At 62.6% G+C, this 25,739-nt stretch carries 29 protein-coding genes; 17 read left to right on the top strand and 12 right to left on the bottom strand.

Annotation, left to right across the window (positions count from 1 at the left end):
- Positions 1–12: 12 nt before the first annotated feature.
- Positions 13–2,460: an ATP-dependent helicase HrpB gene (gene hrpB / locus AACQ43_RS15865; protein ID WP_168967840.1), complete on the bottom strand. Its 2,448-nt coding sequence runs from the start codon at positions 2,458–2,460 to the stop codon at positions 13–15.
- A 156-nt stretch (positions 2,461–2,616) separates the two neighbouring features.
- On the opposite strand from hrpB, the gene thpR reads away from it, so the two are divergent.
- The 9 genes from thpR (at position 2,617) to AACQ43_RS15820 (ending at position 11,129) form a co-directional block, all read left to right on the top strand.
- On the top strand, positions 2,617–3,144 hold the full coding sequence (gene thpR, locus AACQ43_RS15860) for an RNA 2',3'-cyclic phosphodiesterase (RefSeq protein WP_168967839.1): 528 nt from the start codon (positions 2,617–2,619) through the stop codon (positions 3,142–3,144).
- A 42-nt stretch (positions 3,145–3,186) separates the two neighbouring features.
- The gene (gene sfsA, locus AACQ43_RS15855) at positions 3,187–3,930 is read left to right on the top strand and encodes a DNA/RNA nuclease SfsA (RefSeq protein ID WP_168967838.1); all 744 of its coding nucleotides are present in this window, start codon (positions 3,187–3,189) and stop codon (positions 3,928–3,930) included.
- Between the two features lie 119 nt (positions 3,931–4,049).
- The gene (gene dksA / locus AACQ43_RS15850) at positions 4,050–4,499 is read left to right on the top strand and encodes an RNA polymerase-binding protein DksA (protein ID WP_005304459.1); all 450 of its coding nucleotides are present in this window, start codon (positions 4,050–4,052) and stop codon (positions 4,497–4,499) included.
- Positions 4,500–4,612: 113 nt separating this feature from the next.
- On the top strand, positions 4,613–5,530 hold the full coding sequence (gene gluQRS, locus AACQ43_RS15845; protein ID WP_168967837.1) for a tRNA glutamyl-Q(34) synthetase GluQRS: 918 nt from the start codon (positions 4,613–4,615) through the stop codon (positions 5,528–5,530).
- 225 nt (positions 5,531–5,755) lie between these two features.
- On the top strand, positions 5,756–7,255 hold the full coding sequence (pcnB, locus tag AACQ43_RS15840; protein WP_017411017.1) for a polynucleotide adenylyltransferase PcnB: 1,500 nt from the start codon (positions 5,756–5,758) through the stop codon (positions 7,253–7,255).
- 11 nt (positions 7,256–7,266) lie between these two features.
- Positions 7,267–7,776 (top strand): 2-amino-4-hydroxy-6-hydroxymethyldihydropteridine diphosphokinase, encoded by a 510-nt coding sequence (gene folK, locus AACQ43_RS15835; protein WP_024945747.1) that lies wholly within the window; start codon positions 7,267–7,269, stop codon positions 7,774–7,776.
- Complete coding sequence (gene panB, locus AACQ43_RS15830) at positions 7,773–8,567, top strand: 3-methyl-2-oxobutanoate hydroxymethyltransferase (protein WP_011707281.1); 795 nt, start codon at positions 7,773–7,775, stop codon at positions 8,565–8,567. The genes folK and panB overlap by 4 nt, the downstream gene beginning before the upstream one ends.
- A gap of 187 nt (positions 8,568–8,754) precedes the next feature.
- The gene (gene panC / locus AACQ43_RS15825; RefSeq protein ID WP_168967836.1) at positions 8,755–9,609 is read left to right on the top strand and encodes a pantoate--beta-alanine ligase; all 855 of its coding nucleotides are present in this window, start codon (positions 8,755–8,757) and stop codon (positions 9,607–9,609) included.
- A gap of 152 nt (positions 9,610–9,761) precedes the next feature.
- Positions 9,762–11,129 carry a cation:dicarboxylate symporter family transporter gene (locus tag AACQ43_RS15820; RefSeq protein WP_076361750.1) on the top strand — a complete coding sequence of 456 codons (1,368 nt, stop codon included), beginning with the start codon at positions 9,762–9,764 and terminating at the stop codon, positions 11,127–11,129.
- A gap of 64 nt (positions 11,130–11,193) precedes the next feature.
- On the opposite strand, the gene AACQ43_RS15815 is transcribed toward AACQ43_RS15820, so the two are convergent.
- The 8 genes from AACQ43_RS15815 to hpt form a co-directional block, all read right to left on the bottom strand.
- Positions 11,194–11,721: a rhodanese-like domain-containing protein gene (locus AACQ43_RS15815; RefSeq protein ID WP_076361751.1), complete on the bottom strand. Its 528-nt coding sequence runs from the start codon at positions 11,719–11,721 to the stop codon at positions 11,194–11,196.
- A gap of 1 nt (position 11,722) precedes the next feature.
- On the bottom strand, positions 11,723–12,145 hold the full coding sequence (locus AACQ43_RS15810) for a MauE/DoxX family redox-associated membrane protein (RefSeq protein ID WP_168967834.1): 423 nt from the start codon (positions 12,143–12,145) through the stop codon (positions 11,723–11,725).
- A gap of 62 nt (positions 12,146–12,207) precedes the next feature.
- Positions 12,208–12,468: a DUF3343 domain-containing protein gene (locus tag AACQ43_RS15805; protein ID WP_168967833.1), complete on the bottom strand. Its 261-nt coding sequence runs from the start codon at positions 12,466–12,468 to the stop codon at positions 12,208–12,210.
- On the bottom strand, positions 12,465–13,247 hold the full coding sequence (locus AACQ43_RS15800; RefSeq protein ID WP_168967832.1) for an acyl-CoA dehydratase activase: 783 nt from the start codon (positions 13,245–13,247) through the stop codon (positions 12,465–12,467). The genes AACQ43_RS15805 and AACQ43_RS15800 overlap by 4 nt, the downstream gene beginning before the upstream one ends.
- Positions 13,248–13,256: 9 nt before the next feature.
- Positions 13,257–14,408, bottom strand: a complete 1,152-nt coding sequence (locus AACQ43_RS15795) for a double-cubane-cluster-containing anaerobic reductase (protein WP_139396200.1) — start codon at positions 14,406–14,408, stop codon at positions 13,257–13,259.
- Between the two features lie 234 nt (positions 14,409–14,642).
- Complete coding sequence (locus AACQ43_RS15790; protein ID WP_017411025.1) at positions 14,643–15,416, bottom strand: ABC transporter permease; 774 nt, start codon at positions 15,414–15,416, stop codon at positions 14,643–14,645.
- The gene (locus AACQ43_RS15785) at positions 15,413–16,330 is read right to left on the bottom strand and encodes an ABC transporter ATP-binding protein (RefSeq protein ID WP_017411026.1); all 918 of its coding nucleotides are present in this window, start codon (positions 16,328–16,330) and stop codon (positions 15,413–15,415) included. Before AACQ43_RS15785 ends, AACQ43_RS15790 begins: the two co-directional genes overlap by 4 nt.
- A 111-nt stretch (positions 16,331–16,441) precedes the next feature.
- Positions 16,442–16,972, bottom strand: a complete 531-nt coding sequence (gene hpt / locus AACQ43_RS15780; RefSeq protein ID WP_011707288.1) for a hypoxanthine phosphoribosyltransferase — start codon at positions 16,970–16,972, stop codon at positions 16,442–16,444.
- Between the two features lie 200 nt (positions 16,973–17,172).
- On the opposite strand from hpt, the gene AACQ43_RS15775 reads away from it, so the two are divergent.
- On the top strand, positions 17,173–17,787 hold the full coding sequence (locus AACQ43_RS15775; RefSeq protein WP_011707289.1) for a TetR/AcrR family transcriptional regulator: 615 nt from the start codon (positions 17,173–17,175) through the stop codon (positions 17,785–17,787).
- Between the two features lie 74 nt (positions 17,788–17,861).
- Here the strand turns inward: AACQ43_RS15775 and AACQ43_RS15770 are convergent, their stop codons facing one another.
- Together AACQ43_RS15770 and mpl are read right to left on the bottom strand one after the other, a co-directional pair.
- A complete protein-coding gene (locus tag AACQ43_RS15770; RefSeq protein WP_045789054.1) occupies positions 17,862–18,473 on the bottom strand; it encodes a flavin prenyltransferase UbiX in 612 nt (203 codons plus the stop codon).
- Positions 18,470–19,840 carry a UDP-N-acetylmuramate:L-alanyl-gamma-D-glutamyl-meso-diaminopimelate ligase gene (gene mpl / locus AACQ43_RS15765; RefSeq protein WP_168967831.1) on the bottom strand — a complete coding sequence of 457 codons (1,371 nt, stop codon included), beginning with the start codon at positions 19,838–19,840 and terminating at the stop codon, positions 18,470–18,472. Before mpl ends, AACQ43_RS15770 begins: the two co-directional genes overlap by 4 nt.
- A gap of 179 nt (positions 19,841–20,019) precedes the next feature.
- Here mpl and ppa point away from each other — a divergent pair, with 179 nt between their 5' ends.
- Complete coding sequence (gene ppa / locus AACQ43_RS15760; protein WP_168967830.1) at positions 20,020–20,550, top strand: inorganic diphosphatase; 531 nt, start codon at positions 20,020–20,022, stop codon at positions 20,548–20,550.
- A 25-nt stretch (positions 20,551–20,575) separates the two neighbouring features.
- Here the strand turns inward: ppa and AACQ43_RS15755 are convergent, their stop codons facing one another.
- Positions 20,576–20,938: a hypothetical protein gene (locus tag AACQ43_RS15755; RefSeq protein WP_016351897.1), complete on the bottom strand. Its 363-nt coding sequence runs from the start codon at positions 20,936–20,938 to the stop codon at positions 20,576–20,578.
- Between the two features lie 124 nt (positions 20,939–21,062).
- Here AACQ43_RS15755 and AACQ43_RS15750 point away from each other — a divergent pair, with 124 nt between their 5' ends.
- From AACQ43_RS15750 to AACQ43_RS15725, 6 genes are all read left to right on the top strand, one after another.
- Positions 21,063–21,941 (top strand): hypothetical protein, encoded by an 879-nt coding sequence (locus AACQ43_RS15750; RefSeq protein WP_024945756.1) that lies wholly within the window; start codon positions 21,063–21,065, stop codon positions 21,939–21,941.
- A gap of 252 nt (positions 21,942–22,193) precedes the next feature.
- Positions 22,194–22,736 carry a YtfJ family protein gene (locus tag AACQ43_RS15745; protein WP_011707296.1) on the top strand — a complete coding sequence of 181 codons (543 nt, stop codon included), beginning with the start codon at positions 22,194–22,196 and terminating at the stop codon, positions 22,734–22,736.
- Between the two features lie 44 nt (positions 22,737–22,780).
- Positions 22,781–23,071 (top strand): hypothetical protein, encoded by a 291-nt coding sequence (locus tag AACQ43_RS15740; protein WP_146061086.1) that lies wholly within the window; start codon positions 22,781–22,783, stop codon positions 23,069–23,071.
- Positions 23,072–23,106: 35 nt separating this feature from the next.
- On the top strand, positions 23,107–23,715 hold the full coding sequence (locus AACQ43_RS15735; RefSeq protein WP_168967829.1) for a DUF2796 domain-containing protein: 609 nt from the start codon (positions 23,107–23,109) through the stop codon (positions 23,713–23,715).
- 4 nt (positions 23,716–23,719) lie between these two features.
- The gene (locus AACQ43_RS15730; RefSeq protein WP_168967828.1) at positions 23,720–24,409 is read left to right on the top strand and encodes an ABC transporter ATP-binding protein; all 690 of its coding nucleotides are present in this window, start codon (positions 23,720–23,722) and stop codon (positions 24,407–24,409) included.
- 76 nt (positions 24,410–24,485) lie between these two features.
- The gene (locus AACQ43_RS15725; RefSeq protein ID WP_011707300.1) at positions 24,486–25,733 is read left to right on the top strand and encodes an ABC transporter permease; all 1,248 of its coding nucleotides are present in this window, start codon (positions 24,486–24,488) and stop codon (positions 25,731–25,733) included.
- The last annotated feature ends 6 nt before the right edge of the window (positions 25,734–25,739 follow it).

Genomic DNA, 25,739 nt, shown 5'->3' with positions numbered 1-25,739 from the left:
TCCTGCACCAACCTACATCCCCATCTTCTTCTTGGTGACCCTGGTCGGCATCGCCTCCAGCGGATTGTCCGGCCAGTAGTGGCGGGGGTAGCGTCCCTTCATCTCTTTTTTCACCAGCTCGTAGGAGCCGGCCCAGAAGGCGGCCAGATCGGCGGTGATCTGCAGCGGTCGCTGGGCCGGGGAGAGCAGCTCCACCACCAGCGCCACCCTGCCATCGGCCACGCACGGGGTCGCGGCCTGGCCGAACATCTCCTGGATGCGCACCGGGATCACCGGGGCCTGACCCGGCTGATAACGGATCCGCACCCGGCTGCCGGTCGGCGCGCTAAAGTGGCCGGGCAGCGCCTCGTCCAGCCGCTTGGGCAATGGCCAGGGCAGAGACTGGCGCAGGATGTCGCTCATATCGAGCTTTTTCAACTGTTCCAGTCGGGTCATGCCGCTCACCGCCGGCAGCAGCCACTGCTCCAGGTCGGCCAGCAGGCTCGCCTCGTCCATGGCCGGCCACCCTTCGTCGGGCAACCAGTCGCGGGCGCAGCGCAATCGGGCCAGCAGCCCCTCGCTGGCATCATCCCAGGGCAGCACATGCAGCCCCTTGCGCCGGATGCCCTGCAGCAGGCAGCGCCCCTTCTGTTCATCGGAGAGATCCGTCAGCGGCCGCTGGCTCAGCACCAGCTCGCCGAGCACCTGCTGGCGTTCGGCCCGCACCCGCTCCTCGCGCTCGTCCCAGTCGAACCACTGGCGCTCGCTCACCAGCTCAGGCAACTGGCGTACCAGTTCATCCAGCTCTATCGGTTCGGCGATGAAGATGCGGCTGCCGCGCTCGTTCTGGCCCATCTCGATGGCAATGAGCGCCCCCTGCCCCTGACAGGGGTGACCTTCTACCAGATCGCAGCTCACCCCGCCACTGAGCTGATAGCGGCTGCCGCTGCGCAGCTTGCCGATGCGATCGGGCCAGGCGAGAGCGCACAGCAGCCCCAGCCATTGCCCCTGTGCGCTGGTGGGGCGAGCGCCGAGCCGCTCGAACCAGCGGGCTGCACTCTGGCGCAAGGCCCCCTGGCGGCGGTGAAACAGCACGGAGAGGCGCTCCGATCCTCGCAGATCTTCTTCCAGCAGCGCCACCAGGAAAGCCGCATCGGCGACAATCCCTGTCAGACCCTCGGCCTCCAGCTCGCGCGCACGCAGCAGCATGCGGGCAAGCCGGGGATGGGTACCGAAGGCCGCCATGGCGCGGCCGGCCGGGGTAAGTTGTTGCTCACCCTCCGGCTTCATGGCCCCGAGGCTCACCAGCAGCCGCTGGGCGCTGGCGACAGCAGCGGCCGGCGGCATGTCCAGCAGTGGCAGCTCTTCGACCCTTGCCCCCCACTGGGCGGCGTCCAGCAGCAGGCCGGTCAGCTCCTGGGTGAGGATGTCGGGTGGGCTCTGCTCGGCGAGGCGCTCCTGCACCTCGCTGCTCCAGAGCCGGTAACAGACACCGGGGCCGAGACGACCGGCGCGGCCCGCCCGCTGGGTGGCGGAGGCTTTGGCGATGGGGCGGGTCTCCAGCCGGGTGACGCCGCTCTTGATGTCGAAGGAGGCACGTCGCTCCAGCCCGCTGTCGACGACGACGGAGATCCCCTCGATGGTGAGCGAGGTCTCCGCCACATTGGTGGTGAGCACCAGCTTACGGCGCCCCGCAGGTGCCGGCTCGATGGCCGCCTGCTGGGCCGCCATGTCGAGGCGACCGTAGAGGGGGGCGAGGGTCACCTCGTCCGGCAGCCGCCCTTCCAGCCACTGCGCCAGCCGCTCGATCTCCCCCTGGCCCGGCAGGAACACCAGCAGGCTGCCGGCGTGGGCGGCCAACGCCTCCAGCACCACGGCGCCGACCTGGGGCTCCAGCCACTGCTGGCGATTGGCGGGACGGTAGTGGTAGTCGATGGGAAAACCGCGCCCCTCCGAGCGAACCACCGGGGCCTCCGGCAGCAGGGTCTCCAGCGCCATGCCATCCAGGGTGGCGGACATCACCAGCAGCTTGAGATCATCGCGCAATCCCTGCTGGCTCTCGATGGCAAAGGCCAGCGCGGTATCGGCGTGCAGGCTGCGCTCGTGGAACTCATCGAAGATGACCAGGGAGACGCCGGTGAGCTCGGGATCCTGCTGCAGCATCCGGGTCAGCACCCCTTCGGTGACGATCTCGAGCCGGGTCTGGCTGCTGGTGCGGCTCTCGCCACGCACCCGCAGGCCGATGCGCTCGCCCACCTTCTCCCCAAGCTGACGCGCCAGAAAACCCGCGATGTTGCGCGCTGCGAGGCGTCTGGGCTCCAGCATGATGATGCGACCGGGCAGCCGGTGCTGGCGCACCAGCTCCAGCGGCAACAGGGTTGATTTGCCCGCGCCGGGCGGCGCCTGCAGGATCACGCTGGCATGGTTGTCGATGGCGGCAAAGAGTGCGGGCAGCACCGACACTATGGGGAGGGAAGACAAAGGGATCTGCACCTTCTTGTTGCAAGTCGTAAAACGGCGCCTATTCTGCCACAGCCTGCCCGGCCACCGTGAGCGGATGTCGGCCGGCGAGACAGGATGCAGTGGCTGCCATAGAATGGGCCACCCTGTCTGCGTGAAAGAGGCATGCTCACCCGAATGGCCAAACTCTTCTTTGCCCTGCCCGCCGAGGCGCTGGCACCCGATCTCGTCGCCTGGCGCGACCAGCTGCCCTGGCCGGGTCAACCGGTGCCCGCCGCCAATCTCCACCTGACGCTGGCCTTTCTCGGCGAAGCGGATCAGCTCACCACCACCCGCCTGATGGCCGCCGTCGAACGCCAGCACTGCCCGCCGCTCACCATAGCGCTCAATGAAACCGGCTGGTTCGGCCGCGCCAAGGCCGCCTGGGTTGGCCCGACGGAGTGGCCCAACGAGCTCACCGTGCTGGCCAGGGCGCTGCGTCGCCACGGCGAGAAGCTGGGGCTTGGCAACGGCGAGCAGGGCTATCGCCCCCACGTCACCCTGTCGCGCAAGGCGAGCGAACCACCGGCCGCCTTGCCCGCCCCCGATTTCGTGCTGCAGGCCGATCGCTTCTGCCTCTATCAATCCCTCTCCACCCCGGACGGGGTACGCTACGAGCCCCTCGCCTGCTGGCCGCTGCGGGCCAGAGAGAAAATGGCATCCTGACCGGCGGCCATGCCCAGACTCATCGTTTAAGAGAGCCATACCATGATCTTCGATCCCCCCCTGCAATCCGGGCAGCTGATCTCCCGTTACAAACGCTTCCTGACCGACGTGCAGCTCGACAACGGCGAGGTGATCACCATCCACTGCGCCAATACCGGCGCCATGACCGGCTGCGCCGAGCCGGGCACCCGGGTCTGGTACTCCACCTCAGACAATCCCAAGCGCAAGCTACCCCACAGCTGGGAGATCGCCGAGAGCCCGGCCGGTCACTTCATCTGCGTCAACACCGCCCGCGCCAACCAGCTGGCTCGCGAGCTGATCGCGCAGGATGCCCTCGCCCCGCTGCGCGGCTATGCCAGGCTGCGCACCGAGGTGAAATACGGCGAAGAGAACAGTCGCATCGATCTGCTGCTGGAAGATGACCACCGGCCTGCCTGTTATATCGAGGTGAAATCGGTGACCCTGCTCGACGAGCGGGAGCAACCTGGCATGGGCTACTTCCCCGATGCGGTCACCACCCGTGGCGCCAAGCACTTGCGTGAATTAATGGCCATGAAGGCGGCAGGCCACAGAGCCGTGCTGTTATTTATGGTTTTGCACTCCGGAATCGTGAGAATGCGCCCGGCAGCGCATATAGATCCGCACTATAGTCTGCTTATTGAGCAAGCAATTACGGCAGGGGTTGAAATTTTATGCTATCGACCCCATGTTGGGGTGCAGAGCATGGTGGCCCAAGATTTTATCCCGTTTGAATCTTGTCACCTGCTACCCGAGGGCAGCGAATAAATGTTGGAGTGGGTAACATTATTGGTACGGCTTGTTTGCCTCCACGTTACCCTTCTGCTATAGATGTCGCCCTCAATTTATGGATGGCACGGGTAGCGTGCTGAATTAGGAGACAGGGCATGCCAACAGGCGAAAACAGGAAATCTCTGGGCCCCCTGGCCATTGCGGGTGTGGCGCCTTACCAGGAAAAACCGGGTGAGGAGTACATGAATGACCAACAAAAGGCACATTTTCGCAAGATCCTGGGAGCCTGGCGCAACCAACTGATGCAGGAAGTTGACCGCACCGTTGACCATATGAAAGATGAGGCTGCCAACTTTCCGGATCCCGTGGATCGCGCCGCGCAAGAAGAAGAGTTCGCTCTTGAACTGCGTACCCGCGACCGTGAGCGCAAGCTGATCAAGAAGATCGAGAAAACCTTGCTGCTGCTCGAAGACGATGACTTCGGTTACTGCGAACACTGCGGTATCGAGATCGGTATCCGACGTCTGGAAGCCAGACCCACCGCCGACCTCTGTGTCGACTGCAAGACCCTGGCTGAAATCAAGGAAAAACAGATGGCCGGTTGATACCGACCTCTGGCATAACAGAAAAAAGGGAGCTCGCGGGCTCCCTTTTTTATTGAGCTTTTGGCCGGGCCGTCCCAGAATGCAGCCTCAATGTCCCGTTTGCCCAAATCCGCATGCCCGTGAATACCATCCCCTCGTCCCAGGCCCGCCCTTATATCGGCCGCTTTGCCCCCTCCCCCTCAGGTCCGCTTCACTTCGGCTCCCTGATCGCGGCGCTCGGCAGCTTCCTGCAGGCCAGGGCACGACAGGGGCGCTGGCTGGTGCGCATCGAAGATATCGATCCGCCGCGGGAGATGGCGGGAGCTGCCCCGCTCATTTTGCAGACCCTGGAGGCCCATGGTCTGCAGTGGGATGGCGAGGTGATGTACCAGAGCCGGCGCCACGGCCGCTATGACGAGATCATCGACCAGCTCTACCGGGCCGGCGATCTCTACTGGTGTCGCTGTACCCGGCGCGAAATCATGGCCAGCGGCGGCTTTTACAACGGCCACTGCCGCACCCTTGGTCTCACGGCAGAGGGTTGTGCCGCCCGCCTGCGCCAGCACCACCCGGTGTACGATTTCGAGGATGGGCTGCAGGGCCGCATTGCGGTGCCAGCGGCGCTGGCCGAGGAAGATTTCATCGTGCGCCGGCGCGATGGCCTCTATGCCTACAACCTGGCGGTAGTGGTAGACGACATGGATTGCGGCATCACCGAGATAGTGCGCGGCGCCGATCTGCTGGAGCCGACGGTGCGCCAGATTGCCCTCTACCAGACGCTGGACGCCCCCGTGCCCGCCTGGGTGCATCTGCCGCTGGCGGTGCAGGCCGACGGCAACAAGCTCTCCAAGCAGAATCACGCACCGGCGCTGGCACAGGACGAGGTGCGCCCGGCCCTGTGGCAGGCGCTGCACTTTCTCGGCCAGTGCCCGCCCCCCGAACTGATGGCGAGCCGGGTGGACGAGATCATCGACTGGGGCATCGCCCACTGGCTGCTGGCCCGGGTGCCTGCCAGCGAGAAGATTGCGCTGACAGCTGGCGTAAACGAATAGACAGTTCAGGGGGGATTTGGGTGTGAATCAGCGCGGTTTGCGGTGATTTAGCCGGGATAATCCGAGTCAAACGAGATCAATTGCCAGCACGGTTTTTCATTTGGTTAGGCGTGAGCTATGCGCAGGTAGACCGCTATTTTTTGGCTCAGTTTGATTCAAATGAGCTGAAGTAGCCACATGGTTTTTCATTTGTGCAGGCGTGAGCTATGATAGGCCGCTATTTTTTTGGCCTCCCGTCAATTTGAAGTCATAACGAGGTGTACCATTTTTTCCCAGATCGCAAACTTTTGCCGCAAAGTGCTCGGCAAGGAAGACGGCGAGCAGTCGGCGGAGTCCCCCATTCCGGCCCGTGTCGCCGGACAACGTCGTACCTTGAGCCGTGACCAGCACCCGATTTCGCGCAAAGAGATCAGCGAGAATGCACTCAAGGTGCTCTATCGCCTGAACAAGGGCGGCTACGAAGCCTACCTGGTCGGCGGCGGAGTCCGGGATCTGCTGCTCGGGAAGACGCCCAAGGATTTCGACATCGCTACCGATGCGACGCCGGAGCAGATCAAGTCACTGTTCAGCAACTGCCGCCTGATCGGTCGCCGTTTCCGGCTGGCCCACATCGTCTTTGGTCGTGACGTGATCGAAGTGGCCACCTTCCGCGGTCACCACCATCAGGTCAATACCAGCAAACATGTGTCGGCCCAATCCGATGAAGGCATGCTGCTGCGCGACAACGTCTACGGCACCATCGAAGAGGATGCCGAGCGTCGCGACTTTACCGTCAACGCCCTCTACTACAGTGCCAAGGATTTCACCCTGCACGACTTCGAGGGCGGGCTGGAAGACTTGGCCGAGCGCAAGCTGGAGCTCATTGGCGATCCCGAGACCCGCTACCGCGAAGATCCGGTGCGGATGCTGCGCGCCGTGCGCTTCGCCGCCAAGCTGGACATGACCATCAGCCCGCGTACCGCCGCCCCCATCAAGGAGCTGGCGCCGCTGCTGCAGGATATTCCGGCGGCCCGCCTGTTCGAGGAAACCCTCAAGCTGTTCCTAGCTGGCGATGGCCTGGCCACCTACAAGCTGCTGCGCGAATACGGCCTGTTCCAGCAGCTGTTCCCGCAGGTGGCAGCCCTGTTCACTCCGCACGGCAACTCGCCCTACGAGCAGTTCATTGAGCAGGCGCTGATCGATACCGACACCCGGGTCCGGGAAGACAAGCGCGTCACCCCCGCCTTCCTCTACGCCACCCTGCTGTGGGGCTGTGTCGAGGCCCGCGGCCGGGTGCTGGAGAACGAGAGCGGCCTGCCCTGGTATGACGCCTTCATGCTGGCGATCAACGAGGTGCTGGACAACCAGGTGCGGATCATCGCCGTCCCGCGCCGTTTCACCACCGATGTGCGCGACATCTGGGCCCTGCAGCAGCGGCTGACCCGCCGTCAGGGCCGCCACCCCGAGCGGGCCATGGAGCATCCCAAGTTCCGCGCGGCGTTTGACTTCCTGTTGCTGCGCAACCGGGTCGAGCGCGGTCTGGGCGAGCTGGCCAGCTGGTGGGAGCGCTACGTGGAATCCAATCCGGACGTGCGCCCGCAGCTGCAACGGGAAGCGACCCGCCGCCCGGCAAGCGGTGAGCGCGGTCAGGCCGGTGAAGCCCGCAGCAACGATGGCGAGAAGCGCAGCAGCAACAGCCGCAATCGTCGTCGCCCCCGTCGCCGCAAACCGAAAGCGGCCGAGTGACAACTGACGTGATGACCGAGGTCTTCATCGCCATTGGCTCCAACCTGTCTGACCCGCTCGGTCAGGCTCGTCGCGCCGTCGCCGCCCTGGCAAGGTTGCCAGAATCCGTGCTGGTGCAGGCCTCGTCGTTTTACAGCAGCCGCCCCATGGGCCCTGCTGATCAGCCGGACTACGTCAATGCCGTGGCCCGGCTCAACACCCGGCTGACGCCGCTGGCGCTGCTGGATCAACTACAAAGCATCGAGCTGGAACAAGGACGTGTGCGCAAGGATGAGCGATGGGGGCCGCGGACCCTGGATCTCGATCTGCTGCTGTTTGGCGATCAGGTCATCAGGCATGAACGCCTCATCGTTCCCCATTACGGCATGAAGGAGCGGGAGTTCGTGCTGCTGCCCCTGGCCGAGATTGCACCCGCTCTGGTACTGCCTTGCGGCACCCCACTCGCAGAACTGGTTGCCCGCTGCCCGCACAATGATCTCGCCATCATTGCCACCGGAGCAGACGAACAGGAGCCTCTATGAGCAAGATCACCACCACCAACCTGCTGAAGATGAAGCAGGAAGGCCAACGAATCACCGCCATCACCGCCTATGATGCCACCTTTGCCAAGCTGTTCGACGACGAGGGCGCCCACGTGCTGCTCATCGGCGACTCGCTGGGCATGGTGCTGCAGGGGGGTCAGGATACCCTGGGCGTCAGCATGGATGAGATGGTCTATCACACCCGTTGCGTGGTGCGCGGCACCACCAATGCACTGGTGGTGACCGACATGCCGTTCATGAGCTATGCCACCCCGGAGCAGACCTATCAGAACGCCGCCCGGCTGATGGCGGCCGGTGCCCGCATGGTGAAGATGGAAGGGGGCGACTGGCTGTGCGACTCCATTCGCCACCTGACCCGCAACGGCGTGCCGGTGTGCGGCCACCTCGGCCTCACCCCGCAATCCGTGCACGTATTCGGTGGCTTCAAGGTGCAGGGGCGCGACGAGTTCCAGGCCCAGGAGATCTACCGTCAGGCCCTCGAACTGCAGGCTGCCGGCATCCAGTTGCTGGTGCTCGAGTGCGTGCCCACTTCGCTGGCCGAGCGCATCAGCAAGGCGCTGCGCATTCCGGTGATCGGCATCGGTGCCGGTCCCGCCACCGACGGCCAGATCCTGGTGATGCACGATGCCTTCGGCATCACCTCCGGCTATGTGCCCAAGTTCACCAAGAACTTCCTGGCCGAGACCGGCGACATGCGCGCCGCCATCCGGCTCTATGTGAAGCAGGTGAGCGAAGGCACCTTCCCGGGCCCGGAACACTGCTTCAACTGATCCGATAGCGTGACGAGAGCGGGGGCCTGCGCCCCCGCTTCGCCCTCTGGTGCTGACTGAGCAACCCGTCTCTTGATGATTCATCCCAAGGTGACCTGTCGATGATACTGACCGTTGCCACTCCTCTCTTACCCATGCGGGCCCATACCGCCCGTCTCTCTTTGATCTTTTCGAAGGTGAACTGCTGATGTTGGTCGTTAACAATCCCGCCGCTCTGCGTGAACAGATCGGCCAATGGCGCCGTGACGGGCTCACAATCGCATTCGTGCCCACCATGGGCAATCTGCATCAGGGCCACCTGACCCTGGTGAAGGAGGCGCACAGCCACGCCGAGAAGGTGGTGGTCAGCATCTTCGTCAACCCGATGCAGTTCGACAAGGCCGAAGATCTCGCCAACTACCCGCGCACCCTGGAACAGGACTGCGCCGCGCTGGAAACGGCCGGGGTAGACATGGTGTTCACGCCGACGCCGGAGATCATGTATCCGCAGGGGCTGGCCAGCCACACCTTCGTCGAGGTACCGGGCCTCTCCGGTCTGCTGGAAGGGGCGCTGCGCCCGGGTCACTTCCGCGGCGTCAGCACCGTGGTCACCAAGCTGTTCAATCTGGTACAGCCGGATGTGGCCTGCTTCGGCCAGAAGGATTTCCAGCAGCTGGCGCTCATTCGCAAGATGGTGGTCGACATGGCGATGCCCATCCAGATCGTCGGCGTGCCCACCGTGCGGGCCGAAGACGGGCTGGCGCTCTCCTCGCGCAACGGCTACCTGACCGCCGCCGAGCGGGCCCTGGCCCCCGAGCTGGCGCGCACCATGAACTGGATCGCCGAGCAGATTGAAGCGGGTGACCATCACCTGCCCTCCCTGGTGGCCCAGGCCAGCCAGCGCCTCGACAAGGCCGGTTTTCGCACCGATGCCATCGACATCGTCGATGCCGCCACCCTGGAAGCGGCCACCGACCAGAGCGAGCAGCTGGTGATCCTGATGGCGGCGTATCTCGGCAAGGCCCGCCTCATCGACAACCGCGTCGTCACCGTAAAGAAGTAATTCCCCCGATTGTCAGCGGACGCCTTCCCGGGCGTCCGCTGCTTTTTCACGCCTGCACTCTCCTGCATCCCGGCGTTTTGTTCTGCGGCCCTGCCCGCATCCCCCTTCGTTTCAATCCACTTTCGGCCTGATGGCCGCTACAGGTATTCATGATGTTTGTCCTGATTGCATCGCTTGTTTTCTGTCTGCTCTGTTTTGCTCTCACCCGGTTACCTACCGGGTTGCCGCTCTCGCGCAAGGTGCTTGCGGGCCTGCTGTTTGGCACCCTGTTCGGGCTGGCTCTGCAACTGGGCTGGGGCGCCGATGATGCCGGCGTCCAGCAGACCCTGGAGTGGGTCAATATCGTCGGCGGCGGCTATGTCAGCCTGCTCAAGGTGGTGATGATGCCGCTGGTGTTCACCTCGATCCTCTCCGCCATCAACAAGCTGGAGCAGGCCCAGTCCCTCGGCAAGATCAGCGCAGTGCTGATCGGCTCCATGCTGACCCTGGTGATGATCGCCGGTATGGTGGGGATGACGGTGACCCATCTGAGTGGCCTCACTGCCGAGGGGCTGCTGAGCCACGGCAGCGACACGGCTGCGCTGCAACAGAGCATGAGCACCATCGACAGTGCCCAGACCCTGCCGGCCCTGCTGCTCTCGCTGGTGCCCACCAACTTTGCCGCCGACATGGCGGGTAGCCGCGGCCTCTCGGTGATCGGCGTGGTGATCTTCACCGTGCTGGCCGGGGTTGCCCTGTTGCAGCTCAAGGCGGAGCATCCGGAGGCTGGTGCTCGCGCCGCCGTGGCCATCGACACCCTGCAACTGTGGGTGATGAAGATGGTGCGGGTGGTGATTGCACTCACCCCCTATGGCGTAATGGCGCTGATTGCCCGGGTGGTGGCTCACTATCCGTTGAGCGAGATCCTCAGCCTGCTCGGCTTTATTCTGGTCTGCTACGTCGCCATTCTGGCGATGTTTGCGGTACACATGGTGATCCTGCTGCTGATCGGCCAGAACCCGCTGCACTACCTGCGGGAAGTGTGGGGCGTGCTCACCTTCGCCTTTATCTCCCGCAGCAGCGCGGCTTCCATCCCGCTCAGCATCGAGACCCAGCAGCGTCTTGGCGTGCCCTCCAGCATCGCCAACTTTGCCGCCTCGTTCGGTGCTAATCTGGGTCAGAACGGCTGCGCCGGCATCTATCCGGCCATGATGGTGGCGATGATTGCCCCCATGCTCGGCATCAACCCCTTTGACCCCCTGTTCCTGCTCACCCTGCTGCCGGTGATTGCGCTGGGCTCCATCGGGGTGGCAGGCGTAGGCGGTGGCGGTACCTTCGCCGCGCTGATCGTGCTCTCTACCCTCAACTTCCCCATCGCACTGGTGGGGGTGATGATCGCCATCGAACCGCTGGTGGACATGGGCCGTACCGCTCTCAACGTCAACGGCTCCATCATGGCGGCCATGATCACCAAGCGCCTGCTTGGCCAACAGGCGCAGAGCGATGTCGCGGAAGGTGAAGCGTCCCGAGTCGCCAGCTGACAGCAAGCATTGAAATGAGAGAAGCCCGCAGTTGCGGGCTTCTTTTTTGGGGCGAAAGGTCGGGTTACTCGGCCGTGACGGGGTAACCGGCCCCTTTCCAGGCGAAGATGCCGCCCGGCACCCGATAGACCTGCTGATAGCCCTGAGTGACTGCCCAGGCGGCTCCGTTGTGACTGCGACCGCACTTGACGAAGCCGCAATAGAACACCACCGGACGGGTCTTGTCGTCCCCCAGCAGGGCCAGCAGCTGCTCGGGCGTACCGCTCCCCTCGATGATCTGGCTCCAGTCATCGCCGGACTTGGCCTCCTTCACGAAAGCAAAATTCTTGGCCCCCTGGATGTGCTCCTTCTTGTAGGAGTCCTCGAACGGCATGGTGTCGATGATCACCAGCGCCTCGCCTTTATCCATCCGGGTTTTCAGCTCGGCCACGGTCAGCAGCTGATAGCCCCCCTGCTGAGTCTCCTGCGAAAGCTGTACCGCCGCCTGCTCCAGCTTGGTCTCCTGCTCGAACTGGTTGTCGCCACAGCCACCGAGGGCAAAGCTGGCCGCAATCAACGAGGCCATCAGGGTGCGGGATTGCAATCTCATCATGTCACTGCTCCTTTGAAACGGTCAAAACGGGGCGGGAGTGGCGCAGCAAGGCGCCCGCAAGCGTCAACAGCAGCAGATCCCGCAAGAGCGCCTGTGGCAGCGAGCTGAGATCAGCCCTGCCAAGACAGCCGCAAGAGATGTCGAGCCCGATGGCGATGCCATAGCCCAACACCGGAATAAACAGGGCCAAGAGGGCCACCACCAACCAGAGCCCCCAGCGCCGGTTGGCGATCACCGCAAGCCCGGCACAGAGCTCCAGCCCGATAAGCCCCCAGACGGCAAGGGGAATGAACGGCGACCAGAGCAGGCCGAAGGCGCCGATCTGCTCGGCGAACAGCTCCGGCGCCACCAGCTTGAACCCGGCGGAGGCAACGAAGAATCCCCCCAGCGCCAACCTGGCCAACACCCGCAGATAAACGGCCATGGGACAGTTCTTTATCATCCATGCCCCCCACTGCCAACTCCCCGAGCAGGCGTCACCATGCCCTAGCCGGCGGCCGGGTAACGGGCCAGTTCGCAATACTCACCGTCTTCGTCACAACGAAAGACGACGGCGGTTTCGCCGCGCTGGCACCACTGCTGCCACTCCTCGGGCGGGCAGTGCAGGCGGATGGCGAGGCCGCAGCCGGCGCTGAGCCGGCGCGGTACGTCGCAGACCCGAAAGGCGTGGGGCTGCTGCTCCAGCCGCTTGCGCAGCCTGACCGTACCGAGAGTGGAGTGAAACAGGTAGAGGAACTCTTCGTTCATGATTTGCCTCCCATGTGGGCGCGGGCACCGAACAGGGCCGCCCCCAGCGCACCGGCAAACTGGGCGTCCGGGTGGGTGGCCACGTCGCAGCCCAATCCTTGCGCCAGATAGTGGCGGAAGGTGGCGCAGTGGCTGACGCCACCGGTAAAGAGCACTGTCGGTCTGGCACCGAGGCGGCCGATGAAGTTGGCGCTGCGCCGGGCCATGGCGCGGACGATGCCGGCCAGGATCGACTCTGTCGGAATGCCAGCCGAGCGCAGGCTGATCGCCTCCGACTCGGCAAACACGGTGCACATGCTGCTGATGCCGTGGGGTTCGGCCCCTTCCAGCAGCTCGTCGAGCTGTTCGACCCGCGCCCCCAGGGTGCGGGTGATCACCTCGAGAAAGCGGCCGGTGCCGGCGGCGCACTTGTCGTTCATCAGAAAGTCGGTGAGGTTGCCCTCGCCATCGAGCTGGATCACCTTGCTGTCCTGGCCACCGATGTCGATGACGGTGTGCACCGACGGGCAGAGCAGACGCGCCCCCAGCCCGTGGCAAGAGATCTCGGTGACCCGCCGATCGGCGAACGACGCCAGATCCCGGCCATAACCGGTCAGGGTCAGATGGGGGCGCTCTGGCAGTGCGGCCGAGAGCGTCTCCCAGCCTTGCTCGATGGCGGCCAGCGGACGAAAGGGGGTCGGCACCAGAAAGCGGCGGACGATGCGCCCGCCATCCCTGTGGTCGAACAGGATCCCCTTGGTCGCGGTGGAGCCCGAGTCAATCCCGATGGTGAGTGACACGGCGCCTCCTCACAGCATTTCGATAAAGGCGGCCAGCCGGGTGGCCAGTTGTCCCTTGTCGGCACTGGAGTAGTCGGTCTCCACCGCCATGTAGGGGATGCCGTGGCGATCGCGCACGTGGCGCTTGATGGCCAGCGACTCCACCGCATAGGTGTGACAGGCCTGCAGGATCACGTCGATCACCCCGTCTGCCTGATACTCCTCCACCATCTGGCTCAGCAGATTCATGCGCTGGTGGTTGGGGGAGATGCAGGAGCAGCCGATGGCCAGATACTTGTCGGTCAGCGCATCGAACAGGTCGCCCTCCTCGCTGACGCACTGCTCGGTCGCCTTGGCGCCGGTGCAGTTCTCGTAACCCACCACCCAGCCGCCGTGCTCCTCGATAAGGCGCACCACCTTGTCAGCGGCGCCGCCGATGGGGCAGCCGGTGATGAGGATGCGCGGACGGGCATCGAGCCGCTTGCCCTCGGCATACTCGGCCTTGATGCGGCGGGTCATCTCCTGCAGCTCGCCGATGAGCTGCTCCTTGTCGAAGCGGAAGGTGGCACCATAGACCACCTTGAGGATGTCGGTGCCGCTCAGCGCCGGCGGATTGAGCTGGCCCAGCCGGTAGAAGTCGGCCAGCGCGCGGCGCTCGCGGTTCTTCAGCACGATGGCGTCGCGCAGCGCCTGCTCGCTGATGGGGTTGCCAAACTGCTGCTCCAGCAACGCCTTGAAGCGGACGATTTCGCTGCGCCACAGGGTGCGGGAGGCTTCGTCATCGGCGCGGTTGGGCAGCTGCATCACGTGCACCGGTTTAAACTCGGCCATGTACTCGTACATCTTCTTCTTGCCATCGCAGGTGGTTTCCCCCACCACCAGATCGGAGAAGTAGAAGTAGGGGCACTTGTCGGTCTTGCCGAAACCGTAGCTGCTCTTGATCAGCGGGCAGAGGTTGCGGGGCAAGTCTTTCTCGGCCTCCTCGATGGTCTCGTCGCTGGTGGAGCAGAGCGATACCACCACGGCGCCGGCGGCCATCGCCACCTCCTGCGGCATGAAGGTGCAGTAGGTGCCGACCAGGGGGATCTGTCGCTCCTTGAGAGCCATCACGGCCAGAAAACCCTGACGGCGGGCATCTGAAAAACTGTCGAAAATGGCTGGCAACTCGGTGATCAGTGACATAGGCGATCCTGCCCTGGTGAGAAAAAGAAGAGACGGAGGGCCTCCATTGTGCAGACCTTCCAACCGCGGGAATTATACCCTTGGGGGTAATCTGAAAATTGCGGTGGATCACAAGGTGCCGGATAAAACCTTGATAAGAGGGCGGTTATTGACCCTGTTCGAGAGGGGGCCAGTACAGGGGAGGGAAAAGAGGCGACAAAAAAACGGGCACCTCAGGGTGCCCGTTGCATTCAATCAGTGGCGCAGCCCGGTGCCGCGCGAGATGAGCCACCAGGCCAGGCCGTAGAGGGCCACGATGAAGCCGATGATGATGAGGTAGGCGGTGCCGAGCGGCACGTCGGAGATACCGAGGAAGCCGTAACGGAACGCGTTCACCATGTAGATGATCGGGTTCACCTGAGAGACCCCCTGCCAGAAAGGCGGCAACAGGCTGATGGAGTAGAACACTCCGCCCAGGTAGGTGAGCGGCGTCAGCACGAAGGTGGGGATGATGCTTATATCGTCGAAGGTCTTGGCAAACACCGCGTTGATGAGGCCGCCCAGCGAGAAGAGGATGGCGGTCAGCAGCACGGTGAAGCAGACGCTGAACAGGTGGTGGATCTGCAGCGGCACAAAGAACAGCGACACCAGGGTGACGATGAGACCGACGCAGAGTCCACGCGCCACGCCGCCGCCCACGTAGCCGGCGATGATGACGTAGTTGGGCACAGGCGCCACCAGCAGCTCCTCCACGTTGCGCTGGAACTTGGCGCTGAAGAAGGAGGAGGCGACGTTGGAGTAGGAGTTGGTGATCACCGACATCATGATGAGGCCGGGCACGATGAACTCCATGTAGGTGAAGCCGCCCATATCACCGATACGCGAACCGATCAGGTTGCCGAAGATGACGAAGTAGAGGCTCATGGTGATGGCGGGCGGTACCAGGGTCTGGATCCAGATCCGGGTGAAGCGGCTGATCTCCTTGGCCAGAATGCTCTTGAAGGCGATGTAGTAAGTGGTCAGGTTCATGCTTTTCTCCCCTCCTCGACCAGGGTGACGAACAGCTCTTCCAGCCGGTTGGCCTTGTTGCGCATGCTCAGTACCTGCACCTGCTGGTGTGACAGCTGCTCGAACAGGCTGTTGAGGGACTGGCTCTTGTCCAGATCCACCTCCAGGGTGCGTTCGTCCTGCATCCGGCCATTGAACTCGGGCACGTTCGGCACGGCGGAGCCCGGCGCCAGATCCAGCATGAAGGTCTCGCGGCCCAGCTTGCCCAGCAGATTCTTCATGCTGGTGTTCTCGATCAGGCGGCCCTTGTCGATGATGCCGATGTTGCGGCACAGCATCTCGGCCTCTTCCAGATAGTGGGTGGTGAGGATGATGGTGACACCCTGCTCGTTGAGATCCTTGAGGAAACTCCACATGGAACGGCGGATCTCGATATCCACCCCGGCGGTCGGCTCATCGAGGATCAACAGCCTGGGCTCGTGCATCAGGGCGCGAGCGATCATCAGCCGGCGCTTCATGCCGCCGGAGAGAGTGCGGGCCGGCATGTCGCGCTTGTCCCACAGGTCGAGCTGGCGCAGGTACTTCTCGGCACGGATCTTGGCCTCGGCACGCGGCACGCCATAGAAGCCGGCCTGATGGGTGACTATCTGGATCACCTTCTCGAACTGGCTGAAGTTGAACTCCTGCGGCACCAGCCCGAGCTGGGCCTTGGCCTCTTCCAGGTGAGAGTCGATGTCGTAACCGAACACCTTCACCTTGCCGGCGCTCTTGTTCACCAGCGAGCTGATGATGCCGATGGTGGTGGACTTGCCCGCCCCGTTGGGGCCGAGCAGCGCGAAGAAATCCCCCTGCTTGACGGTGAGATCGATGCCTTTAAGGGCTTCGACGCCCCCCTGATAGGTCTTTTTCAGGCCGCTGATTTCCAGTGCGTTCATTGCAACCCCTGTGATGGCGCATCCCATCTCGAGACAGAAAAGGCGGCCAAGGCCGCCTGCAGACAGAAAATGGCGCTCTGCCACCTCGCCCGTAATATTCCTGAACCTTGCTTACTCTTGCGGTACTACCTTGCCGATGAACTTCAGATTGCGGTACTTCTGGGCATAGTCGATGCCGCAGCCCACCACGAATTCATCGGGAATGGAGAAACCGATCCAGTCTACCGGTACCTGCACTTCGCGGCGGGACGGCTTGTCCAGCAGGGTACAGATGGCCAGGGATTTCGGCTCGCGCAGAGAGAGGATCTCGCGCACCTTGTTGAGGGTGTAGCCGGTATCGATGATGTCTTCGACGATCACCACGTCCTTCCCTTTGATGTCGTCATCCAGATCCTTGAGGATGCGCACGTCACGGGTGCTGTGCATGCCGGAGCCATAGCTGGAGGCGGTCATAAAATCCAGGGTGATGGGCAGCTGGGTCTGGCGGCACAGGTCGGCCAGGAAGATGCAGGAACCACGCAGCAGGCCGATCATGACCACTTCGTCAGAGCCCTGATAACGGGCGGTGATCTCTTCACCCAATTTGGCGATCCGGGCGGCGACTTCAGCCTCGGAGATCATCACCTCGACAGTGTGTTTCATCACTTACTCCATAATGGCCAAAGCGAATTTGGCCGTTCATTAACGTCAAAACCGATGATTCTACCATTCAAGCCGAAGGGCGTCAGGCATACGTGATGCTTTTATCGGCTTATTTTAATTGATAGAGTTAGCAGGCCCTCGGGCATTATCGGTGACAATACTATAAACACCATAATCAATAACTATTAGATGAAAAAACTATGGAACCACGCGCAGAAATAAGACGTCGAACCCGGCTTTCTCCGGAGGCCCGACGCAATCAATTGATGGAATGTGCCATCGAGGTGTTCTCCCGTCGCGGCATTGGCCGTGCGGGTCACGCCGAAATCGCAGAACAGGCCAAGGTCTCGGTTGCTACCGTGTTCAACTATTTCAACACCCGTGAAGAGCTGGTGGATGAAGTGTTGGCCGAGATCGAACGTTTCGTGCATCAGATGCTGGAACAGGCCTACACCGGCCAGGGCCCGGTCAGCGACAGTATTCGCCGCCACGTGAAGCTGTTTGTCGACGCCGCCTACGATCAGCCTGACCACGCCAGTATCTGGCTGGAGTGGAGCTCATCGGTGCGGGAAGAGGTCTGGCCCCGTTACGCCAAGCTGCTGGACAAGGCACTGGAGCGCATTGCCCCCCACCTGCAACGCGCCATGGATGCCGGCGAGATCCAGAGCGTGCTGTCCGCCCAGGACTTGGCCCGCTCCCTGACCGGTTTTGGTTACGTCATGATGCAGATGATCAATCAGCCACAACGCCCTGACCGGGAAGAAGTGACCGATTTTCTGTTCAAGTACGTGACGGCCCCGATCCAGGCAGCCTAACCCGCTCCGTCAAAATAAAGCGGCGCCGAACTGTTCAGGTCGGCGCCGCTTTTGTTTGTCCGCTATCTCTCGTCTCACCCTTTGGCGTAGCCCCAGCGGCGAGTCAGATCGTGCTCGATCCCCAGATGGTCGAGGATCCTCGCCACCATGAAGTCCACCAGATCCGCGATACTTTTTGGCTCATGATAGAAGCCCGGTGCCGCCGGCATGATGGTCACCCCGAGCCGCGCCAGTTTCAGCATATTCTCCAAGTGGATCGCTGAAAAGGGGCTCTCGCGGGGCACCAGGATCAGCTGGCCGCGCTCCTTGATCACCACGTCCGCCGCCCGCTCCAGCAGGTTGTCGGAGGTGCCGTTGGCAATGGCAGAGACGGTACCCATGGAGCAGGGACAGACCACCATCTGTTTGGGCGCCGCCGAACCGGAAGCCACCGGCGAGAACCACTCTTCCTTGCCGCAGGCCACTATCTGCCCCTCGCTGGCGCCATATTGACGACAGAGAAAGGCAGAGAGCTCTTTGGGCGAGCCGGGCCACTCCTGCTGCTGTTCGGTCTTGAGCACCACACGAGCCGCCGAGGAGGCGAGCAGGTAGACCCGATAATCCGCCTGCACCAGGCATTCCAGCAGGCGCAGGGCATAAGGGGCGCCGGAGGCACCAGTCAGCGCCAGGGTGATCGCTTTGTTCATAGCTGGCCGTGATAGTCCTTGAGGCGGGCGATCAGCTTGTCATGAATGCCGCCGAAGCCACCGTTGCTCATGATCAGAATATGATCGCCATCGCGGCACTCGGCCACCAACCGGTTGATCAGGGTTTCCAGATCGTTGAACACCTTGGCCGGTCGGGTCATGTGGGCGGTCACCTCGCCAAGATCCCAGCCGATGTTGGGCGGCTGGAAGAAGAACACCTCGTCGGCGCCGTCGAAGCAGCCGGCCAGCTCTTCCTTGTGCACTCCCAGCTTCATGGTGTTGGAGCGGGGTTCCAGCACCGCCAGAATGCGGGCCTTGCCCACCTTGGCGCGCAGCCCGCCGAGGGTGGTCTCGATGGCGGTGGGGTGGTGGGCGAAATCGTCATAGACGCTGATGCCGGCTACCTCGCCTTTGAGCTCCATCCGCCGCTTGGGGGATTTGAACTGGCAGAGGGCCGCAATGCCGTGTTCCACCATGACACCAGCATGGCGGGCGGCAGCGATGGCCATCAGGCCATTGTTGACGTTGTGTTCGCCGATGCACTCCCAGTGCACCTCGCCCTGTTTCTCGCCATCCAGCCACACCTCGAAGACGGAGCCGTCATCGGCCAGCTTGACCGCCTTCCACTTGGCGTCGTCCTGACCCACCAGCTCCACTTCGCTCCAGCAGCCCATCTTGCGCACAGCAGCCAGGTTCTCATCCCCCTTGGGGAAGAGCACCCGGCCATTGCTCGGTACGGTGCGCATCAGGTGGTGGAACTGGCGCTGGATGGCGGCCAGATCCGGGAAGATATCCGCGTGGTCGAACTCCAGGTTGTTCATCACCAGGGTGCGCGGGTGGTAGTGAACGAACTTGGAGCGCTTGTCGAAGAAGGCACAGTCATATTCATCCGCCTCGATGACGAAGAAGGGGGCTGAGCCGAGACGGGCGGAGACCGGGAAGTTGCCGGGCACGCCGCCGATGAGGAAACCGGGCTCCAGCTTGGCGTATTCGAGCACCCAGGCCAGCATGCTGGCGGTGGTGGTCTTGCCGTGAGTGCCGGCGACGGCCAGCACCCAGCGATCCTGCAGCACGTGCTCCAGCAGCCACTGGGGGCCGGAGATGTAGGGCAGATTGCGGTCCAGCACATACTCCACACAGGGGTTGCCGCGGCTCATGGCATTGCCGACCACCACCAGATCCGGCGCCGGATCGAGCTGGGAAGGGTCATAGCCTTCGGTCAGTTCGATGCCCTGTTGCTCGAGCTGAGTACTCATGGGGGGATAGACGTTGGCATCCGAACCGGTCACCCGGTAACCAAGCTGTTTTGCCAACACCGCCAGACCACCCATGAAGGTGCCGCAGATCCCGAGGATGTGAATATGCATACCGCTTCCTTTCGCAGTAAAGGGAAGTGCGCATTCTAGCAAGGTGACGGCAATTTGGCAGACCCAAGCTGTGCGGTATCCACCAACTCTGTCGCAGTGGCCCTGAAATATGGTCATTTAACGCGACATCGCTATAATATCGGCCTGCAAACTTGACTCCAACACTCAAAGGAAACGTCATGAGCCTGAACCTGGTCCCGGCTGGCAAGAGCCTGCCCGACGACATCTACGTCATCATCGAAATCCCGCAGAATGCCGACCCGATCAAATACGAAGTCGACAAGGACAGCGGTGCCATCTTCGTTGATCGCTTCATGTCTACCCCGATGTTCTACCCGTGCAACTACGGCTACGTGAATGCCACCCTGTCTCTGGATGGTGATCCGGTCGACGTGCTGGTGCCGACTCCTTACCCGCTGCTGGCCGGCTCCGTCATTCGCTGCCGCCCGGTTGGCGTGCTGAAGATGACCGACGAATCCGGTGAAGATGCCAAGATCGTGGCCGTTCCGCACTCCAAGCTGACCAAGCAGTACGATCACATCAAGGATGTGAACGATCTGCCCGAGCTGCTGCGCGCCCAGATCCAGCACTTCTTTGAGCGCTACAAAGAGCTGGAAGCAGGCAAGTGGGTCAAGGTTGAAGGCTGGGGCAACAAGGCCGCTGCCGAAGCTGAGATCATCAGCTCTGCCGAGCGTTACGCTGCCAAGTAAGCGTATCTTTCGTGAAAAAGGCGCCTTAGGGCGCCTTTTTTATGGGTTGTTGCGGGCGCTGACCCGGCGTCACACCCGCAGGATCCCCCTGGATATAGATGTCGCGCCCATCCTGTCGATAGGACCGGTAGTAGTCCCCTCCACAGCGATAGCTGCCATCCTGATCGCTCATCAGCTCGCAGTTCACCGGCAGCACCTCCAGCCACTTGATGGCCTGCTGGAAACGCAGCCACTCCTGCCACTCATGCTCTCGCGCCAGCTTGTCCCGCAGGGCAAAGGTATCGGCGCTGGACATCCCCTGGTTGACGATGACCGGCCCCGCCGCGGCCGGCAAGGTGGCCAACAGCAGCAACAACGGTGTGATTCGCTTCATGACGGTTTCCTGCATGACTTATTTCCAGAATTAAATTAAAAGCCCGATCAATCTGTTATCAAAATCACAAATGCCAGACTCATCCAAAATCGGCCAGCTCACCTAGTTGTTTATTATCACCCCGAGCAGGATGCACATCATGAAACTGGCACAAGGTCTGTTGTTGAGTCTAGTGTTCGCGTCCATGGCCGGGGCCAACGAGGTCACCCTGAGCTGGCAGTGGCAATCGGCCGACGGCCAGCAGAAGCATCTGCTGCTGAACACGGATGAGCGGGTCATCTCCGCCAGCCGCCACGAGATGAGCCTGCTCGATGCCTCCCTCAACTATCCGCTGGAGACCCTCTACTCCTACATCAGTCCGCGGCTCTACAACAGCATCAACCTGATCAATCAGACCAGCCCCGAGACCGCCACCAAGTTTCGCAATCTGGAGCAGGCCTTCACCCTGCACGACGACAGCATGGAGTCGACCCTGTTCTGGCAGGCCTACCAGCAATATCAGGACGATGCCTTCTATCAGATGCGGGTGGTACCCTGCGTGCATCCCGCCAATCGCAAGCTGCCCTGCGTGCGTCCCAACTATTCGCAGCTGTTCTACCAGTTCAAGGGCGACCTGAGGCCCCTGGCAAAACAGTTCCTGGCCAAGGATCTGGCCACCAGCGTCGGCCTGCTGCAGGAGTGGCTGAGCGGTATTCCAACCCCGCCCGAGCAGATGGACCACTTCGCACCGCCGCTGCAAGCCTTGCAGAGCAACAAGGCTGACAGCGACGAGAAGGCGCTGCTGATGGCCAGCCTGCTGGCCGAGCTGGCCCCCCAGTACATGCTCAGCATCATCTACCCGAACATCAGCATTGGCAGCGTCTCGCCGGCCTGGCTGGCCATCACCGCTGACAGCGGCCTGAAAGGGGATACCGTGGTGATCGGCAACCAGCGCCACATTCTGCTGACCGGCTCTCCCTTGCTGGCCCAGCAGATGACCATGGCCAAGATCCCGCTGGTGAGCGAACCGCTCTACTGAGCCCTCCCCCTCCAGTCTGGCTGCAGGCCGCAGTCAGACTCCTCAAACCAGTTGATAAGCAATTGATTTTTATCGACTGCGTGCCATTCTAGCCGCCTTTGCCAGCCAGGCCCCGTGCTGGCGGGCAGGCAAGCGGGCCAACCACACGTTTATTTAACACTTCTTAAACAGATCCGATCAGTTTAGGATGAGTACTGCCCCATTCCCTCAATGCAAAAATCGTTATAACATAACAAAAGGAGTGTCATCAGGATGAAACATCTCGTACTTACTCTGGCGCTGCTGCCAACCCTGGCCCTGGCTCACAACATCAAGGAGTCGGCCCAGGTGCCGCTGGTCAACATCAGCGACAAGGGTGAACTGGTTCTGAAAGAGAAAGAGATCAGCTATCAGCCCTGGCAAAGCAAGGTGCTGGCCGGCAAGGTCTTTCTGATCCAGCACATCGCCGGTCGTTCCAGCGCCAAGGAGCTCAACGCCCCCATGATCGAAGCGATCAAGGCGGCCAAGCTGCCCCACGACAAGTACCAGACCGTCACCATCATCAACAGCAATGACGCCATCTGGGGCACCTCCGGCTTTGTGAAGAGCAGTGCCGAGGACAGCAAGAAGGAATTCCCCTGGTCCGCCATGGTGCTGGATGCCAAGGGCATGGCCCGCAACGCCTGGGATCTGGCGCCGGAAAGCTCGGCCATCATCCTGCTGGACAAAGAAGGCAAGGTGCTGTTTGCCAAAGATGGCCAGCTCGATGCCAACAATATCGCTACCGTGATGGGGCTCATCAAGTCCCATCTCTAAGTCAGAGAGAAGGGGCGCTGATGGCGCCCCTTTGATAGGGGTCTATGGGTCGTACCAAGCTGAAAATCTGGTTGTTGCTGCTGGGCTGGTTGTGGTTGCAACCGGTGCTGGCACAACATCCGCTGGAAGCCGACCTGCCCGGCCACAACCACGCCTGCGTCCTCTGCGCCCTGCATCTGGATGGCAAGCTGGCACTCACCCCAACCCTGGTCATCCCGTCTTCACAAGTGGTCATCGGCAAGCTCGTTGATGCCGCCTTCCCCAAACCTCATGCCACCCCGTCAGGCCAGTGCCGCATTCGCGCGCCGCCACTGTTTCATCGCTTATCCGGCTAAATCCATTTTTCAATAAATTTTTCAAAGGATTAACGATGAAAGCAGTCACCCTGTTACTGGCGGCCGCCGCATTTGGCGTGCAGGCAAACCACGATGAACACGACGGTCACGGCCACGGCGCCCACGAGCACGGCCACGGCCACCTCAATCTGGTGCTCGATGGCAACCAGCTGATGATCGAGCTGCAGGCTCCCGCCGCCGATCTGGTGGGCTTCGAGCACGCCGCCAAGAGCGACGAAGAGAAGGCGCAATACACCAAGGCCATGGCTCAACTCAAGCAACCCGACGCCCTGTTTCGCTTCGACCCGGCCGCCGGCTGCAAGTTGACCCAGCAGGAGCTGCAAGCCGCCAAGGAAGATCACGACCACGACCACGACCATGACCATGACCATGACCATGACCATGACCATGACCACCAGAAGTCTGACGGCAAGCACGACGAACACCAGCACGATGACGCCGGTCACGCCGACATGGGCGCCATGTACACCTACACCTGCGCTACCCCGGCCAAACTGACCGGGCTGGAGGCCACCCTGTTCAGCGTCTATCCGAGCCTGGAGAAGCTGAGCGTGCAGGGTATCCTGCCCAGCGGCCAGACTGCAGCCGAGCTGACCCCCTCCGCCAACAAACTGAGCTGGTAACGCCATGAAAAATGCCGTGGTTGAGATCCGCGATCTGGCCTTTGCCTGGCCGGGTCACGAGGTTGTACTCGATCTGCCCGCCCTCACCATCAGCGAGGGGGAACGGGTGTTCATCAAGGGACCGTCGGGCTCCGGCAAGTCGACCCTGCTCGGCCTGCTGGCCGGGATCCAGACCGCCAACCACGGCACCCTCGAGGTGCTGGGCCAGCCGCTGGCCCGGCTCTCTGGCCGTGCCCGCGACCACTTCCGGGCGGCCAATCTGGGTTACATCTTCCAGCAGTTCAACCTGCTGCCGTTTTTATCCGTGCAGGACAACGTCACCAGCGCACTCACCTTCTCCCCCGAGAAGCGGGCCCGGCTGCAGGGCAGCCCGGCCGACGAGGCGCGCCGCCTGCTGCGGGAATTGCAACTGCCCGAGGAGGCGCTGCACAGGCCCGTGCATGCCCTCAGCATCGGCCAGCAGCAACGGGTGGCCGCCGCCCGCGCGCTGATCGGCTCACCACCGCTGGTGATCGCCGACGAACCCACCTCTGCCCTCGATACCGACAACCGGGCCGCCTTCATCAAGCTGTTGTTCGAGGAGTGCGACAAGCGGGGCTCGACCCTGATCTTCGTCAGCCACGACCCCTACCTCGAACCGCTCTTTCCGCGGGTGGAAAACCTGCAACAACTCAACCGGAGGGCATCATGCTGAGCACCGTTCAACACTGCATCTCCCTGATGAATGCCATTCGCACCCACGCGGTACGACCACAAAACCGGAGGGTCACGTGCTAAAACTCGCCCTGCAAAGCCTCTGGGCCCGCCGCCTCACTGCCGGGCTTACCCTGCTGGCCGTCGCCATCAGCGTCACCCTGCTGCTCGGGGTGGAGCGAGTGCGCAACCAGGCGCGCGAGAGCTTCGCCAACACGGTGTCGGGCACGGATCTCATCGTCGGCGCCCGCTCCGGCCAGGTGAACCTGCTGCTCTACTCGGTGTTTCGCATCGGCAATCCCACCAACAACGTGGGCTGGGATGCCTATCAGGCCATCAAGAACCAGCGCGGCATCGCCTGGACCATCCCGCTTTCCCTTGGCGACTCCCACAAGGGGTTTCGCGTGCTCGGCACCAATGGCGACTACTTCACCCACCTGAAGTACGGCCAGCAGCAGGCGCTGGAGTTGCGTGAAGGACGAGCGTTCGACACGCCGTTCGAGGCAGTGCTCGGCGCCCAGGTAGCCGAGAAGCTCGGTTATCACCTGGGGCAGTCCATCGTCATCGCCCACGGCGCCGGCAACACTTCGTTCAGCCAGCACGACAACCTGCCATTCAAGGTGGTGGGGATCCTGGCACCGACCGGTACCCCTATCGATCGCACCATCCACGTGCCGCTTGCCGGCATCGAGGCGATCCACCTGGGCTGGGACACCGGCCGTCACAGCAAGAACGTGACTGCCGAACAGGCGCTGGCCCAGGATCTCACCCCCAAGACCATCACCGCCTTCATGGTAGGGCTCAGCAACCGGATATTGGCGTTCCAGCTGCAGCGCAGCGTCAACACCTACCGGGGCGAGCCGCTGATGGCGATCCTGCCGGGGGCCGCCCTGCAGGAGCTATGGAGCCTGATGAGCGTGGCGGAGACGGCACTGTCGGTGATCGCCGGCTTCGTGGTGGTGGCGGGCCTCATCGGCATGCTGACCACCCTGCTGGCCGGTCTCAACGAGCGGCGCCGGGAGCTCGCCATCTTGCGCTCTCTCGGCGCCGGCCCCGCCCATCTGTTCCTGCTGCTGGCACTGGAGGCGATGGCCCTCACCACCGCCGGCATCGCGCTCGGGGTGGCGGTGCTCTACCTGGGGCAGGGGCTTGCCACCCCCTGGCTGCTCAGCCACTATGGCCTGCAATTGAGCCTGGGGCTGCCAAGCGCCCACGAGTGGCTGCTGCTGGGGCTGGTCTGGCTGGCCGGCATGGTGATCGGCCTGTTGCCCGCGGCCCGCGCTTATCGCTACAGCCTGAGCGATGGCATGAGCATTCGCGTCTAGCCAGGC

The sequence above is a fragment of the Aeromonas sp. DNRA1 genome (genome assembly GCF_963888745.1).
GTDB lineage: Bacteria > Pseudomonadota > Gammaproteobacteria > Enterobacterales > Aeromonadaceae > Aeromonas > Aeromonas hydrophila.
The sequence above is the reverse complement of the archived record's forward strand: the minus strand, read 5'-3'. Positions and strand labels throughout refer to the sequence as shown.

Bases quoted from the DNA above. Each gene is read 5' to 3' on its own strand.
- thpR (WP_168967839.1), top strand. From the start codon at position 2,617: ATGGCCAAACTCTTCTTTGCCCTGCCCGCCGAGGCGCTGGCACCCGAT.
- sfsA (WP_168967838.1), top strand. From the start codon at position 3,187: ATGATCTTCGATCCCCCCCTGCAATCCGGGCAGCTGATCTCCCGTTAC.
- dksA (WP_005304459.1), top strand. From the start codon at position 4,050: ATGCCAACAGGCGAAAACAGGAAATCTCTGGGCCCCCTGGCCATTGCG.
- gluQRS (WP_168967837.1), top strand. From the start codon at position 4,613: ATGCCCGTGAATACCATCCCCTCGTCCCAGGCCCGCCCTTATATCGGC.
- folK (WP_024945747.1), top strand. From the start codon at position 7,267: ATGACCGAGGTCTTCATCGCCATTGGCTCCAACCTGTCTGACCCGCTC.
- panB (WP_011707281.1), top strand. From the start codon at position 7,773: ATGAGCAAGATCACCACCACCAACCTGCTGAAGATGAAGCAGGAAGGC.
- panC (WP_168967836.1), top strand. From the start codon at position 8,755: ATGTTGGTCGTTAACAATCCCGCCGCTCTGCGTGAACAGATCGGCCAA.
- AACQ43_RS15820 (WP_076361750.1), top strand. From the start codon at position 9,762: ATGTTTGTCCTGATTGCATCGCTTGTTTTCTGTCTGCTCTGTTTTGCT.
- AACQ43_RS15815 (WP_076361751.1), bottom strand. From the start codon at position 11,721: ATGATGAGATTGCAATCCCGCACCCTGATGGCCTCGTTGATTGCGGCC.
- AACQ43_RS15810 (WP_168967834.1), bottom strand. From the start codon at position 12,145: ATGGCCGTTTATCTGCGGGTGTTGGCCAGGTTGGCGCTGGGGGGATTC.
- AACQ43_RS15805 (WP_168967833.1), bottom strand. From the start codon at position 12,468: ATGAACGAAGAGTTCCTCTACCTGTTTCACTCCACTCTCGGTACGGTC.
- AACQ43_RS15795 (WP_139396200.1), bottom strand. From the start codon at position 14,408: ATGTCACTGATCACCGAGTTGCCAGCCATTTTCGACAGTTTTTCAGAT.
- AACQ43_RS15790 (WP_017411025.1), bottom strand. From the start codon at position 15,416: ATGAACCTGACCACTTACTACATCGCCTTCAAGAGCATTCTGGCCAAG.
- AACQ43_RS15785 (WP_017411026.1), bottom strand. From the start codon at position 16,330: ATGAACGCACTGGAAATCAGCGGCCTGAAAAAGACCTATCAGGGGGGC.
- hpt (WP_011707288.1), bottom strand. From the start codon at position 16,972: ATGAAACACACTGTCGAGGTGATGATCTCCGAGGCTGAAGTCGCCGCC.
- AACQ43_RS15775 (WP_011707289.1), top strand. From the start codon at position 17,173: ATGGAACCACGCGCAGAAATAAGACGTCGAACCCGGCTTTCTCCGGAG.
- AACQ43_RS15770 (WP_045789054.1), bottom strand. From the start codon at position 18,473: ATGAACAAAGCGATCACCCTGGCGCTGACTGGTGCCTCCGGCGCCCCT.
- mpl (WP_168967831.1), bottom strand. From the start codon at position 19,840: ATGCATATTCACATCCTCGGGATCTGCGGCACCTTCATGGGTGGTCTG.
- ppa (WP_168967830.1), top strand. From the start codon at position 20,020: ATGAGCCTGAACCTGGTCCCGGCTGGCAAGAGCCTGCCCGACGACATC.
- AACQ43_RS15755 (WP_016351897.1), bottom strand. From the start codon at position 20,938: ATGCAGGAAACCGTCATGAAGCGAATCACACCGTTGTTGCTGCTGTTG.
- AACQ43_RS15750 (WP_024945756.1), top strand. From the start codon at position 21,063: ATGAAACTGGCACAAGGTCTGTTGTTGAGTCTAGTGTTCGCGTCCATG.
- AACQ43_RS15745 (WP_011707296.1), top strand. From the start codon at position 22,194: ATGAAACATCTCGTACTTACTCTGGCGCTGCTGCCAACCCTGGCCCTG.
- AACQ43_RS15740 (WP_146061086.1), top strand. From the start codon at position 22,781: ATGGGTCGTACCAAGCTGAAAATCTGGTTGTTGCTGCTGGGCTGGTTG.
- AACQ43_RS15735 (WP_168967829.1), top strand. From the start codon at position 23,107: ATGAAAGCAGTCACCCTGTTACTGGCGGCCGCCGCATTTGGCGTGCAG.
- AACQ43_RS15730 (WP_168967828.1), top strand. From the start codon at position 23,720: ATGAAAAATGCCGTGGTTGAGATCCGCGATCTGGCCTTTGCCTGGCCG.